The sequence below is a fragment of the Arthrobacter sp. Y3223164 genome, assembly GCF_059091005.1.
Genome location: NZ_JBNHGF010000044.1, coordinates 1 through 13,367, shown reverse-complemented (window position 1 = coordinate 13,367; position 13,367 = coordinate 1). Strand labels below are relative to the sequence as shown.

15 protein-coding genes are annotated in these 13,367 nt (G+C 67.1%); 10 read left to right on the top strand and 5 right to left on the bottom strand.

Going from position 1 to position 13,367, the window contains the following annotated elements; translation table 11 throughout:
- Positions 1-259, bottom strand: a 259-nt coding sequence (locus tag AC5RUJ_RS04495; RefSeq protein WP_494155629.1) for a DUF3054 family protein, incomplete at its 3' end; no start/stop codon positions are given.
- A 136-nt stretch (positions 260-395) separates the two neighbouring features.
- Between AC5RUJ_RS04495 and AC5RUJ_RS04490 the strand changes: the two genes are divergently transcribed.
- The 5 genes from AC5RUJ_RS04490 to AC5RUJ_RS04470 all read left to right on the top strand — a co-directional run bounded on the left by AC5RUJ_RS04490 (position 396) and on the right by AC5RUJ_RS04470 (position 3,086).
- Positions 396-770, top strand: a complete 375-nt coding sequence (locus AC5RUJ_RS04490; RefSeq protein WP_494076057.1) for a VOC family protein — start codon at positions 396-398, stop codon at positions 768-770.
- Between the two features lie 62 nt (positions 771-832).
- A complete protein-coding gene (locus AC5RUJ_RS04485) occupies positions 833-1,420 on the top strand; it encodes a sigma factor-like helix-turn-helix DNA-binding protein (protein ID WP_494023067.1) in 588 nt (195 codons plus the stop codon).
- Entirely contained in the window at positions 1,417-1,941 is a 525-nt protein-coding gene (locus AC5RUJ_RS04480; RefSeq protein ID WP_494076056.1) for a hypothetical protein, read from the top strand. The genes AC5RUJ_RS04485 and AC5RUJ_RS04480 overlap by 4 nt, the downstream gene beginning before the upstream one ends.
- Positions 1,942-2,167: 226 nt before the next feature.
- Positions 2,168-2,497: a hypothetical protein gene (locus AC5RUJ_RS04475; RefSeq protein ID WP_494014006.1), complete on the top strand. Its 330-nt coding sequence runs from the start codon at positions 2,168-2,170 to the stop codon at positions 2,495-2,497.
- 112 nt (positions 2,498-2,609) lie between these two features.
- Complete coding sequence (locus AC5RUJ_RS04470) at positions 2,610-3,086, top strand: VOC family protein (RefSeq protein WP_494014005.1); 477 nt, start codon at positions 2,610-2,612, stop codon at positions 3,084-3,086.
- A 49-nt stretch (positions 3,087-3,135) separates the two neighbouring features.
- On the opposite strand, the gene AC5RUJ_RS04465 is transcribed toward AC5RUJ_RS04470, so the two are convergent.
- A complete protein-coding gene (locus AC5RUJ_RS04465; protein WP_493999741.1) occupies positions 3,136-4,275 on the bottom strand; it encodes a glutamate--cysteine ligase in 1,140 nt (379 codons plus the stop codon).
- A 309-nt stretch (positions 4,276-4,584) separates the two neighbouring features.
- On the opposite strand from AC5RUJ_RS04465, the gene AC5RUJ_RS04460 reads away from it, so the two are divergent.
- Genes AC5RUJ_RS04460 through AC5RUJ_RS04450 form a run of 3 tightly spaced genes read left to right on the top strand, consistent with a single transcriptional unit; the run spans position 4,585 to position 6,505 of the window.
- Positions 4,585-5,076: a cation:proton antiporter regulatory subunit gene (locus tag AC5RUJ_RS04460; RefSeq protein WP_493999740.1), complete on the top strand. Its 492-nt coding sequence runs from the start codon at positions 4,585-4,587 to the stop codon at positions 5,074-5,076.
- 2 nt (positions 5,077-5,078) lie between these two features.
- Positions 5,079-6,263: a cation:proton antiporter gene (locus tag AC5RUJ_RS04455; protein ID WP_493999739.1), complete on the top strand. Its 1,185-nt coding sequence runs from the start codon at positions 5,079-5,081 to the stop codon at positions 6,261-6,263.
- Positions 6,260-6,505, top strand: coding sequence for a GNAT family N-acetyltransferase (locus AC5RUJ_RS04450; protein WP_494074484.1), 246 nt, complete (start codon positions 6,260-6,262; stop codon positions 6,503-6,505). The genes AC5RUJ_RS04455 and AC5RUJ_RS04450 overlap by 4 nt, the downstream gene beginning before the upstream one ends.
- A gap of 595 nt (positions 6,506-7,100) precedes the next feature.
- Here the strand turns inward: AC5RUJ_RS04450 and AC5RUJ_RS04445 are convergent.
- Together AC5RUJ_RS04445 and AC5RUJ_RS04440 are read right to left on the bottom strand one after the other, a co-directional pair.
- Positions 7,101-9,488 carry an ATP-binding cassette domain-containing protein gene (locus AC5RUJ_RS04445; protein ID WP_494074485.1) on the bottom strand — a complete coding sequence of 796 codons (2,388 nt, stop codon included), beginning with the start codon at positions 9,486-9,488 and terminating at the stop codon, positions 7,101-7,103.
- Positions 9,489-9,679: 191 nt separating this feature from the next.
- Entirely contained in the window at positions 9,680-10,621 is a 942-nt protein-coding gene (locus tag AC5RUJ_RS04440; RefSeq protein WP_494074486.1) for a 5'-3' exonuclease, read from the bottom strand.
- A 61-nt stretch (positions 10,622-10,682) separates the two neighbouring features.
- Between AC5RUJ_RS04440 and AC5RUJ_RS04435 the strand changes: the two genes are divergently transcribed.
- Positions 10,683-11,585, top strand: coding sequence for a putative periplasmic lipoprotein (locus AC5RUJ_RS04435; RefSeq protein WP_494074487.1), 903 nt, complete (start codon positions 10,683-10,685; stop codon positions 11,583-11,585).
- A 91-nt stretch (positions 11,586-11,676) separates the two neighbouring features.
- Positions 11,677-12,309: a peptide deformylase gene (locus AC5RUJ_RS04430; protein ID WP_494074488.1), complete on the top strand. Its 633-nt coding sequence runs from the start codon at positions 11,677-11,679 to the stop codon at positions 12,307-12,309.
- A 25-nt stretch (positions 12,310-12,334) separates the two neighbouring features.
- Here AC5RUJ_RS04430 and AC5RUJ_RS04425 read toward each other — a convergent pair.
- On the bottom strand, positions 12,335-13,367 hold a 1,033-nt coding region (locus tag AC5RUJ_RS04425; RefSeq protein ID WP_494155628.1), incomplete at its 5' end, for an alpha/beta hydrolase family protein.

Below are 13,367 nucleotides of genomic sequence, written 5' to 3'. Positions count from 1 at the left end.
GGATCTGCTGGAGAATTCCTGGGTGGACTTTGAGGAGTGTACCGGGATCGACGTGGTGTACGAGGGTTCCAGCCAGCCAGCCTACGAGTGCCCCGGCCAGGAACGGGCTCGCGGTGATCAGGATTCCGGCCAGCGCCATTCCGTGTTCGTGCGTGTTTCGGCCCGCCGCCGCAAAAATGACGACGGCGGCCAGGTCCAGGGCGAGCGATGCTGCCACCAACGGGATGCCCGCGCGGAGCCGGGGCGATGTTTCAGTCACCCCTCCACACTATCGGGCAGGCACGGGCGTACGATTCGAGGACGAGCCGGTCGGGTCCCTGGCGACGGGTCAGGGGCCGAAGCCGGTCGGCTGGTCAGGGGCCGAAGCCCGCGGCGGATGGGGAGGAGCCGAAGCCATGAAGTTGGCACAGGTTGCGCTCGGTGTGCACGAGCTCGAGCGGGCCACCGCTTTCTACACCGACCTGCTCGGTTATCCGCCGGCCGGGGTCTTCAACCCTCCGGGCCTGGTGTTCTTCGATCTCGACGGCGTGCGGCTGCTGCTGGAGGTGGGCGCGCCGGCCGCCCTGTTGTATCTGCAGGTCGACTCGGTGCGGGACCGGGTCGAGGAACTGCGCGCCCGGGGAATACCGGTTGCCGAAGAACCACACATCATTTTCCGGCATGCCGATGGTGCCTTGGGACCTGCCGGCATGGATGAATGGATGGGCTTCATCCGCGACTCGGAAGGCAATCTCGTGGGGCTGGTCAGCCACGAGCAGGCGGAGCATTAAGGTAGCATCCGTGCCCACAACCGTGCATACTTGTTGCTTGAGCAACAAGGAAGCAGATTTGTATGTATGTGTTGACGGTCGATCAGCGGCGCTCCCGGCGCCACGTGGACCTCGTCGAGGGCGCGCTCGGCGCCCTGAATGACGACCCGTCCCGTCCGCTGGTGCGCGGTTTCGAACGCACCGCCGGCGACGAGATGCAGGCGGTGGTCGCCGACCCGGCCGTCGCGGCTGATCTTGCCCTGGACCTGGCGGTCAGCAACCACTGGAGCGTGGGAATAGGCGTGGGCGGGGTCGTCACCCCGCTCCCGGAGTCTACCCGCGCGGGTTCCGGCGAGGCCTTCGAGCGCGCGCGCGAAGCGGTGACCGCGGCCAAGACATCGCCCGGCAACGTCGCCGTCTCCGGTGCCCGCGAGGAGGCCGGCCATGCCGAAGCGGTGCTGCAGTTGCTGGTATCAGTGGCACGGAAGCGCAGCAGGCAGGCGACGGAAGCCGGGTTGCTCAGTGATGAAGGACTGACCCAACAGCAAATTGCCGACCGGCTGGGGATCACCCAGCAGGCCGTCTCCAGCAGGCTGCACAGTGGGCTCTGGCCCGAGTGGCGACGCGCACGGTTGGCGGCCCAAGCGTTGCTGGAAGGGGCCGACCGATGAGCGTCATCGCACTGCTCACGCTCTGCGTGGCCACGGCCGTGGCGGCGCCCATGTACTTCGAGCGGTTCCAGGGCCGGGGCAACCGCTGGCTGTACGCCGCCAGCGCCGTATCGCTGTTGCTCTTGGGCATTGCGGCATTGTTGGCGGTCCTGGGGTCGGGCGGTCTAGGCCCGGCAGCCTATGCGCTGGGCGTGGCGGCCGCCGCGATCGGCGGTGGCCCGGCCACCGTGACCATCCTGCGGTTGTCGTTCAATGCCTCGCACCCTGACAACCACACCGACCCCGAAGCATCCCCGGTGCTCCGCGGAGGGGCCTGGATCGGGGTGCTCGAGCGGACGGCCATCGCGGCCACCCTGCTGGCCGAGTGGCCGGAAGGATTGGCAGTCGTCCTCGCGGTGAAAGGCCTGGGCCGGTATTCCGAACTCGGTCAGTCCGGGGCGGCCGAGCGATTTATCCTGGGCACCTTCGCGAGCGTGCTGTGGGCCGCGGCCGCTACCGGCATCGCGGTTCTCCTGCGCTGAGCGCAGGCGGGCTCGGCATTCCCGGGCCAAGGCGGCGGCGCCAGGCCAGCGGCGCGCAGTCCGTAACAAAAACCACGGTCCCGCCCGGTGCTGCCGCCGCCCCTGCTGGGCCCGTGTTCCGTCCCCACGAAATATTGCCCGCGGTCTGTTGCCCACGCCACATTCGGCCTCTTATGATGATCACCGGTCAAGGAGCGGCCATGGGGAACTCTTGAGGGGACAAAGCATGGATCCCAAACTGCGAGTGGTCGTCCGGCTGGATATCGATCGGGAATCCGCCAATATCGAAGTGCGCGGGCACGTGACAACCCGAAACATCGTGGCGCTGTATTCGTTGGTTCGCCGCACCAGCGCCCTTGCGCCCGGTCGGGGCGTCACCATCAACCTTCAGCATGCCCGGATTGAAGCTGCCGCGCTGGAAGAGCTTCACCGCTGCAGTGAAAGCAAGCAGCTTCCCGGTTATGCGGCGCCCGAAGGGGAGGGGTGCCGCCTGCAGGTGATAGACCCGGGTGGCAGGGACGCCACGGCCCCGGTGCTGGCCGGTGCCCCCGGCTGAGCTGGAGGCATAATTTTTGGCTGCCGGTGGGTGCCCGGTTCACGTTGAACACCCGATTCATGGACGTTCGAGGGGCGGTTCTGGTACGCCTGACGCAGGGGAGGAGCCCATCATGCAGAAGATCACGCCATGCCTGTGGTTCGACAGCGAAGCCGAAGAGGCGGCACAGTTCTATGTCCAGCTGTTCAAGAACTCGAAGATCCTGGACGTAACGCATTACGGCGAGAGCGGTCCCGGGATGGAAGGCCAGGTGCTGACCGTAGAGTTCGAGTTGGACGGCCAGTCCTTCACGGCCCTGAACGGGGGAGCCCAGTTCACGTTTAATGAGGCCGTGTCCCTGCAGGTGGATTGCGAGGACCAGGCGGAGGTCGACCGGCTCTGGGACGCCCTGACCGCCGACGGCGGTGCCGAGAGCCAATGCGGATGGCTCAAGGACAAGTACGGATTGTCCTGGCAAATCATTCCCTCGGTGCTGCCGCGGCTGATCGGGGGACCGGATGCGCAGAAGGCCCAACGTGCCATGGAAGCCATGCTGCAGATGCGGAAGATCGACATCGCCGAACTGCAGCGCGCCTACGACGCCGGCTAGCGCCTTGTCCGCCGCGAGCCCTTTCTGTCCGCTGCCGCCGGCCGGGTGCTCACAGGATGCCGGCCGGCAGGTGCGTGTTCCTGACTGCGTCGAAGACGACGTCGGTGAGTCTGTGCTGGCGCGCGAGGACTCTCCGCTGCCTTGCCGCGCCGGTGCCGTCGCGAAGGATTCCGTCGACGACGACCTGTATGGGTTCCAGATCGTCCGTTTCCGCCAGCACGGGGCCGACGTGTTCGAGCAGGGCGCTGACCACGTTTCGGGCCGGGGTGCGGTCGCTCTTCAACGGGTGGAGCAGTTCGTCTTCCAGTCCTGACCTGCTGGCCCGCCAGGACGCAAGACGCAGCAGCTCTGCCGGTACCGGAGGCGGCGGGCTGCCGTCGCTCCATTGGCGGGCAGCCGTCTCTACCAGCGCCCGGCACAAGGCGGCCACGGCGGCAGCTTGTTCCGCTTGCAGGCAGACATCGGCCACGCGTATTTCAACCGTGGGATGCCGTTGACCGAGCCGCGCGTCGAAATAGATCATGCCCTTATCCAGCAGCACGTCGCACTCGAGCAGCATCCCCAACAGTTGGTGGTAGGCAGCGGGGGAGCCGAAGATGCCGGTCGGCCCGGCGGTGGGCCACCGTTTCCAGACCTGGTAGCGGAAGCTGGCGTAGCCACTGTCCACGCCCTGCCAAAAGGGGGAGTTGGTGCTCAGCGCTAGCAGGACCGGCAGCCAGACCCGGATCCGGTCAAGCACGGCAACGGCTTCCTCATCGGAGGCAACCGAAACGTGCACGTGGAAACCGCACGTCAGCTGTTCGTGCAGGGTCAGACCGAACCGGGCTTCCATGGCCTGGTATCGCGGGCGCGGCACGAGACTGGTAGTGGCGGGCAGGGGATAGGTGCCCAATGCTGCAGCCCTGGCGCCAAAACGCCGCGCCTGTCGGTCAGCCTCGGCGCGCCCGGCCCTGATACCCGCTGCCAGCTCCTGCAGATCCTTGTACGGAGCGGACACCGCTTCGAGCTGTTCCTGCTTGACCTCCGACATCAGGCTGCCCTTGTAGCCTCCGCGGGACGCCGTATCCCGAGGTGTATCCAACGTCGCAGGCTCTCCCTGCCCCCGGAGCAGTTGTTCCGAGACTGAGGCCAGGGCGCCGGTCTTGGCGTCCACCAGGAGCAGCTCTTCCTCCACGCCAAAGGTTCGCATGCTGTTTAGTGTTCACCACAGGCGGGCTTGGCGAAAGACCGTCGCGGCCCGCCGGACATTCCTTGGGGGCCGGACGCGGCACGTTCACGCCGGTTGATCAGGTTCGCCCGCGGTCATGACCGCATTCAGGGGTCCCGCCGGGCCGCAAAACGGGATACCGTAGCCGTCACGGAGGAGCGCATGCACCTCCGGCAGGGCCCGCAACCGATCAGAATCCCCACGGCCTGATCTTCGCAAGGCCGCTTTGCAGCCCCGGGGTCTGTGCCGTTGCGAGCCGGCGTATATCGGCCCTCACCCTAGGATCGTGCTGTGGAAATCGTCGAAACCATGCTCCCCGGCGTCGGCATGCGTTATGACCTCAAGACGAGGACCAACGTCAATTTTTCCCTGGTGATAGACCGGAATGGCGGGGCCGACATCCTGACCTTTGACGAGGCCGATCCGGACCGGGCAATCAGCAAGCTCCAATTGGAACCGGAAGAAGCGTTACAGCTGGCCGAGCTCTTGGGCGCGCCCAGGATCACGCAGCGCTTTGCGGATCTTTCCAGGGAGGTCCCGGGATTGGAAACCAGCCGCTTCACCGTTCGGCCCGACTCACCGTATGCGGGCCGGGCTCTGGGTGACAGCAAGGCCCGCAGCCGGACGGGGTGCTCAATCGTGGCGATCATACGAGGAGAGCGCGTGATCACGGGCCCGACCCCGCAAGAGCAACTCCTGGCCAACGATGACCTGATAGCCCTGGGTTCGGCCGACGGGCTCGCCGCACTTGAGGCCCTCATCAATGCGCCGACCGCCACCTGAACGTGACACACCTGTCGCTCCTCCTGATCGAACTGGGAGTGCTGTTCACCGTCCTATCCGGGCTCGGGCTTCTGGCCCACAGGCTTGGCCTTTCACCGGTCCCGTTTTACCTCCTTTCCGGCTTGCCGTTCGGAGAGGACGGACTGCTGCCGGTGCATGCCGCGGGGCCCTTCGTGGAAACCGCGGGGGAGATCGGCATTGTCCTTTTGCTGCTCCTGCTGGGACTCGAGTTCTCCGCGGCCGAGCTGATGTACAGCCTCAAGCGGCATCGTGTCTCGGGTTTGATCGATTTCCTGCTGAACGCGGTACCCGGATTCCTGCTGGGACTGGTGCTGCAACTGCCGTGGCAGGCGGCTTTGGCGCTTGGGGGAGTCACCTGGATATCCTCGTCCGGCATTATCGCAAGGTTGCTTGATGACCTGGGCCGCTTGGGAAATCGGGAGACGCCGGCGGTGCTGTCGATACTGGTCCTGGAAGACATGGCCATGGCACTGTTCCTGCCCATCCTGGTGGTGGTCCTTGCCGGCGGCGGAGCCTGGCAGGCAGCCGGGGGAGTCGCCCTGGCCGCAAGCGCTGTGACACTGGCCCTTGTCGCGGCACGCAAGGCCGGGTATCGGATGGGACGTCTGTTGTCTCATCCCCAGAATGAACAGGTCATGTTGCGCCTCCTGGGCATTACATTGGCCGTTGCCGGAGTGGCCGAGGGTATGGGCGCCAGCGCAGCAGTCGGCGCGTTCCTGGTGGGCATAGCGATTCCTCAGCACTTTGCCGACCGTGCCCGGCACGTTTTGAGCCCGCTGCGCGACCTCTTTGCTGCGATCTTCTTTGTGACCTTCGGCCTGGCCATCGATCCTGCGGACATGTGGCCCATCCTGCCAGCAGCCCTGCTGTTGTCCGTCGTGACCGCTGCTACGAAACTGGGTACAGGCTGGTGGGCAGCAGGAAAGGAAGGCGTGCGGCAGCGTGGACGGCTCCGGGCGGGGGCCGCCCTGGTCACCCGGGGTGAGTTTTCCGTCGTCATTGCCGGTCTGGCGGTTGCGGCAGGCTACACAGTGGTGGGGCCCATCGCCGCAGCATATGTGATGATCCTGGCGGTCGCAGGTCCTCTTCTGGCCCGCTTCAGCGACGCATGGGTGCCTCGAGCGGACGGTAAGGGCCTGCCGAAACCGGGCCCCGAACCGAGGTGAAGACTTTTTACGCCGAAGCCGGGGCGCGCGGGCAAGACGTCCTGGTGCACCCGGCGTTTCAGGGAACAGGCGTAGGGCGCGCCCTTTTTGATCATGTGAGGCAGCGGTACCAGCACGTTCGGCAAACGGTGCTCATCACCGATGATGAACCTCGGCAACGCGCCTTCTACCAATCCATGGGACTGACCGAGGGATCGGATTTCGAATCAGGTCCCGTCCGCGTCTTCGCCCGGTTCCGCTGACGTGCGACCGTCCAAATACCGACGGCGCTGTGCTCTTCAAGACGCCGCCGCCCGCGCTTCAGCGCAATCTGGCCCTGGGCAGCACGTCTCTGAAGTCCCGGCCGTCAGGGGACAGGATGGATGCCCCAGCCGAGCCACTACTTGACATAATGTTGATTATCGGCGTTACGGAAAGGCCTAAGCGGGGACCTAATCCGTGGCGGTTCGCCTCCTGCTGCGGCGCATGTATACGCGGTCGTCGGCTGCGCGTTATGCCCAGCTTTCGAGTGTCCTGGCATGCGCGCCTGACCGGTGCATCTCGCTGCAGGCCGGCTGTGTTCGGCTCGTGGGTCCAATGATCCCTTGTCGTCCACAGACACACGAGCTCGCCGAACGTTGGCAACAGGCAGCCAGGACTCAATGTCACGCTATCTGTGCGGCGAGTTCGAGGCGAGACCCGATAGTGGGCTGGAAAAGCTGTTTTCCCGCAACCGCGTGTGCAATCGGGATCCCCTCGAACAACGTCGGCACTCCCCTCAAACCATCATTAGGTTGACATAACTCTGCACCCGCCTGCTGCCGTCGGCGCTCCGGACTCCGGCGGCAAGCTTGGTCCTCAGGCGCCGACGTAGGCCGCCAGGTGCTTGCCGGTCAGCGTGGAACGATCGGCGACGAGATCAGCAGGCGTCCCCTCGAAGACAATGCGGCCGCCGGCATGCCCGGCCCCGGGGCCGATGTCGATAATCCAGTCGGCGTGGGCCATGACGGCCTGGTGGTGCTCGATCACGATGACCGACTTGCCGGAGTCGACGAGGCGGTCCAGCAGGCCGAGGAGCTGCTCGACGTCGGCCAGGTGAAGTCCCGTCGTTGGCTCGTCGAGCACGTAGACGTCGCCCTTTTCGGCCATTTGGGTCGCCAGCTTGAGCCGTTGCCGCTCGCCGCCGGACAGCGTGGTGAGCGGTTGGCCCAGCGTCATGTAGCCGAGTCCCACGTCGGCGAGTCGTTCCAGGATCTTGTGGGCGGCCGGGGTGCGCGCGTCGCCTGTGCCGAAGAACTGCTCGGCCTCGGTCACCGGCATGGCGAGCACCTCCGCGATGTTCCGGCCGCCGAGCCTGTATTCCAGCACGGCCGCCTGGAACCGCTTCCCCTCGCATTCCTCGCAGGTGGACTCGACGGTTTCCATGATGCCCAGTTCGGTGTAGATGACGCCGGCGCCGTTGCAGACGGGGCACGCGCCCTCGGAATTGGAGCTGAACAAAGCCGGCTTGACGCCGTTGGCCTTGGCGAATGCCTTGCGGATCGGTTCGAGCAATCCGGTGTAGGTGGCCGGATTGCTGCGCCGGGACCCTTTGATCGCTCCCTGGTCAATCACCACGACGCCGGGGCGGCGGGCGACCGAGCCGTGGATCAGCGAACTCTTGCCCGAGCCGGCGACCCCGGTAATCACCGCGAGTACTCCGAGCGGGACGTCAACGTCCACGTCCTGCAGGTTGTGCGTCGAGGCGCCCCGGACCTCCAAGGCGCCGGTGAACGGGCGGACCGACTCCTTCAGGGACGCCCGGTCGTCGAAGTGGCGGCCGGTGGTGGTGTCGCTCCCCCGCAGTTCCTCAACGCTGCCTTCGAAGCAGATCGTCCCGCCCGACGTGCCCGCGCCCGGCCCGAGATCCACGACGTGGTCGGCAATCGCTATGGTCTCGGGCTTGTGCTCCACCACCAGCACGGTGTTGCCCTTGTCCCGCAACTGGAGCAGCAACTGGTTCATCCGCTCGATGTCATGGGGGTGCAATCCGATGGTGGGTTCGTCAAACACGTAGGTGACGTCGGTGAGCGACGAGCCCAGGTGGCGGATCATCTTCGTTCGCTGTGCCTCTCCCCCGGACAGCGTCCCCGCCGGCCGGTCGAGCGACAGGTACCCCAATCCGATCTCCGCAAACGAATCGAGCAGGTGCTGCAGCCCGGTGAGCAGCGGCGCGACCGACGGCTCGTCCAGAGCGCGGATCCAGTCGGCCAGGTCGCTGATCTGCATCTGGCAAAGATCCGCGATGTTCTTGCCGCGGATTTTCGACGACAGCGCCTCTTGCGCGAGCCGGGTCCCGTTGCACTCGGGGCAGGTGGCGAAGGTGATTGCGCGGTCCACGAAGGCCCGGATGTGCGGCTGCATCGCCTCACGGTCCTTGGAGAGCATCGATTTCTGGATCTTGGGAATCAAGCCCTCATAGGTGAGGTTGATCCCCTCCACCTTGATCTTGGTCGGCTCCGAATAAAGCAGCTGGTGGAGCTCCTTCTTCGTGTACTTCGCAATCGGCTTGTCCATGGGCAGTCCTGCACCGCTGAAGATGCGGCCGTACCACCCGTCCATGCTGTAGCCGGGTACCGTCAGCGCGCCTTCGGAGAGCGACTTCGTGTCGTCGTAGAGCGCGGACAGGTCGAAATCGCTGACCGAGCCCATGCCTTCGCAACGCGGGCACATCCCGCCGAGGCGGTTGAAGGTGGCCTTCTCCGCCTTGGTCTTGCCGCCGCGCTCGACCGTGATGGCCCCGCTGGCCTTGACCGACGGGACGTTGAAGGAGAAGGCGTTGGGCGACCCGATATACGGGTCTCCCAGCCGGCTGAAGAGGATCCGCAGCATGGCGTTGGCGTCGGTGGCCGTGCCCACGGTGGAACGCGGGTTGGCGCCCATGCGTTCCTGGTCCACGATGATTGCGGTGGTCAGGCCGGCGAGGAAGTCGACCTCGGGACGCGACAATGTCGGCATGAAGCCCTGGACGAACGCGCTGTAGGTCTCGTTGATCAGGCGCTGCGACTCCGCGGCAATGGTGCCGAACACCAGCGAACTCTTGCCCGATCCCGAGACCCCGGTAAACACCGTGAGCCGCCGCTTGGGGATCTCGATATTGATGTCCCTGAGGTTGTTCACCCGCGCGCCCTGCACCCGGATCTGGTCGTGGCTGTCCGCCGAATGCAGCGACGGCTGCTGCAGGTCCCTCGTCGTGGCCGTGCTCATTGCTGTCTCCATCCCTTGGGTGCCTCGCCCGCACGGCCCGACCCTGCGCCGGCGAGACCGCTGTCCGCTCGGTTCGGGGTGCCTTGCCTGCGGGCGCCCCTCCGCCCGACGCGGCAACGGTTACGTCTCTTTACCTTAATGGACTAGCCCGGAACCCGCTCCGGATTTTTGGTCCGCCGCGCGGCCGGTCGTTACTCCGCGGCCTCGCCGACCGCTTCGAGTGCTTGGCGGATGCGGCGGGACGGTCCGCCCAGGTTCAGGTCCTTCGCGAGCTGCTCAAGCCGCTCTGCCTCTTCGGGGCGCAGCGGCCGGAGGGCGGCATCGAACGTCCCGAGCTCCAGGTCGCGGACGACGCCGACAACGGTCGGCGCGACGTCGAGGTAATCGGCGGCCTCCGTGATCCTGGCCCGCATACGTGCCGCCATGGCAGCCGTGGGATCCGCTGCCGCCGCAACGATCCCGCCGAGGCTGCCGTAGTCCTTCAGCAGCCCGGCCGCCGTCTTGTCGCCGATGCCCGCAACTCCGGGCAGGCCGTCGGACGTGTCCCCGCGCAACGTGGCGAAGTCCGCGTACTGACTGGGCAGCACGCTGTACTTGCGCACCACCGACACATCGGTCATCACCTCGAGGTTGCTCATGCCCCGCGCCGTGTAGATCACCCGCACACCGCGGTCGTCGTCCACCAGCTGGAAGAGGTCCCGGTCCCCTGTGACGATATCCACCGGCACATCGGCCTGGGCCGCGAGACTGCCGATGACGTCGTCGGCCTCATGATGGTCCGCGCCAACGACGGCGACATTGAGCGCGTCGAGCACCTCGCGGATCAGGGGCAGTTGCTCGACCAGGCCCGCCGGTGTCTCCTCGATATCGAGACCGTCGGGCACGCGCCGGGCCACGCGGTGGCCCTTGTAGGTGGGGAGCAGCTCAACCCGCCAGGCGGGGCGCCAGTCGTTGTCCCAGCAGGCCACCAGCCGGGTGGGCCGGTAGTCGGCGATCAGCCGGGCCATGATGTCGAGCAGCCCGCGCACGGCGTTCACGGGGGTGCCGTCCTTGGCCTTGATCGTGTCCGGCAGGGCGTGGAAGGCCCGGAAGTACAGCGACGCGGTGTCGAGGAGCATCAATCGTTCGGCCACAGGTTGCCCTTTCGCTGCCGGTGAGGAGCACGTCCACGGGAGTTGGTACTACCTTAGTGGCATGGCTCCCGGTCCCCTGCGGTACCGCAGCGGCTTGGTGGCGCTGCCGATGACGGCGGCCCTGCTGGCCGCATGTTCGGGCGCTCCCGGGAGCCTCTCCCCTGCTTCCCCGAGTGCCCGGAACGTGATCACTGCTGCCGTGGACCAGAGCCGGGCGGACTACACGGACCGGGTGGTCAGCCTCATGATCACCAACACCTCCGCGCAGCCCCTGCTCGTCACCTCCGCGGCGCTGCATTCCCCGCTTTACGACGACGCCGCCGACTGGAAGCCAACGCGCACCGGCGGGACCAAGGTGGCCCCCGGTGCGACGGTGAGCCTGCCGGCCGACCTGCCGGCCGCCCGGTGCTCCGCCGGTCCGTCCCCGACTGCGGCGGAGTATCGGATAACCGTGACCCTTGACGGCGAGGGCCCCGCGCCGGGCACGGTGGAGGTCCCTGCCAGGGATCCGCACGGTGTCCTCGCGCGCAACCACACCGGGGACTGCCTGGCCCAGGCGGCGGCTTCGGTGGCCGGGCTTCGGGTCAACCCCGGGCTTCAGGTGCTGGCCGGGAGCCGCGCTGCCGTCGTCGGAGTCGAGGTCCGGCCGTCCGGCGGGAAGGGCTCGCTGGTGATCGAATCCTTCGGGACCACCACCTTGCTCAGCGAAGACGCCGAACACCCGTGGCCCAAAAACATCCGGGTGGCCGGGACGGATCCGGCGTCGCGGCTGGCCCTGCATGTCGTGCCGACCCGCTGCGATCCCCATGCGCTGGCCGAAGACAAGCTGGGCACCAAGATTCCGGCAACGATCAGGACGGCGGGCGGAGCGGGCGTGCTGCGGCTGGACGGCGGACGGGATTTCACCCGCGAGGTATACCGGTTTATCGCCGACGCCTGCTCCTCCGCGGACCGGAGCGGCTAGCGGCGCAGGATCGACCGGAGCGGCTAGCGGGGCAGGATGGGACGGAGCGGCCAGCAGCGCAGCAAGGGCTGGCGCCCCTACACTGACAGCTGTGACTGACTACCCTGCGGAACGCCTGCGCGATCTCGTTCATTCGCTGGTCGCCTCCGGCGACCCTGCGCCCATCCTGCAGGTCGGCGAGCCCGTGCTGAGGCAGCCTGCCGCGACGTTCGACGGGCAATTGGACGACGCGGAACTGAACGCCCTGCTCGCACTCCTGCGCCGGACCATGCACGCGGCGCCCGGCGTCGGACTGGCGGCGCCGCAGATCGGCATCCCGCTGCGCATCGCGGTCCTCGAGGATGCCTTCCCAACGGCGCCCGAGGTGGCCGCCACCCGGGAACGGGCCCCGCTCCCCTACTTCGCCATCATCAATCCGTCCTACCGCGCCCGCGGCGACGAGACAGCCGCATTTTACGAGGGGTGCCTGTCCTTCGCGGGCTACCAGGCGGTGGTGGAACGCCCCCGCAGCGTCGACCTCGACTTCGAGCGGCCCGACGGCGTCCGCGTGCGCGAGACCTTCTCGGGTTGGCAGGCCCGAATCGTGCAGCACGAAACGGACCACCTCTCGGGCACGATCTACGTGGACAAGATGCAGCCCCGGTCTTTGAGCGGCAATGACGAGTACACCCGGCACTGGGCGCAGCCGACGATTGACCTGGCACGCGCCGGCCTGGCCTTCTAGGCCCCGCAACGGCCCAGCCGCCGTGCTACGCCCGGGCTGCGGGATCCGGTTCGGCGGCTGCCGCCCGTCCGCCGTCGTTGTTCTGCGCCGTGGGAAGGTGGGCCGCCCACCAGCGCAGGATTTCGTCGAAGCGCTGCTTCCGGTGCCACGGCGTACCGGTACGGGACAGCTCATGGTTCTCCCCGGGGAAGATCAGCAATTGCGTGGGCACGCCGCGCTGCTTGAGGCCCACGTAGTAGCGCTGGGCCTGTTCCAGCGGGCAGCGCAGGTCGTCTTCGGAGTGGATGACGAACACCGGCGTCCGGACGGAATCCAGCAGGGCGAACGGGTTCTGGCTGTGCACCTGCTCGGGATCCGTGCCGGTGTATTCGTCGGAGAAGAACCAGCCGATGTCCGAGGAGCCGGCGAATGACGGCGGGTCCAGGTAACCCCGCTCCACGATCGCGGCGGTGAACCGGTGGTCCCGGGACACCGTCCAGGCGGTCAGGTAGCCGCCGTAGGATCCGCCCATGATGCCCTGCCGCGTACCGTCCAGCTGCGGGTATTTGGCGACGGAACCCTCCAGGAACGCCAGGACATCGGCCATGGCGAGGGTTCCCAAGGCACCCTTGACGGCGCGCCCGTGCGCCTGCCCGTAGCCCGCGGAACCGCGCGGGTTGCACATGACGACGGCGTAGCCGGCCCGGGCATAGACCTGTGCCTCGTCGAAAACCTCCCAGCCGTACTGCGCGAACGGCCCGCCGTGGATGTTCAGCAGCACGGGATGCGGCCCCCGGCCCTCGGGCAGCAGCACCCAGCCGTGCACCGGGTATCCGTCGGCCGAAGCAAAAGTCTCTTCCCGCGGCGCAATGAGGCCCGAGTCCCGCAGCTCCGCGGAGAAGTCGGTCAGCCGGGTGAGCCCGCCGCCGGCCACGAGCCCCAGATCACCGGCGGTCGACGCGTCGGAGAAACTGACGACGGTGTGGCCCGCCGCCCGGTCGGCCGCCGCTGCGTTCAGCGGCCCGTCGACCAGGACCGCCATGCCGCCGGTTGCCGAGACCTCCACCAGCTGCACGGCG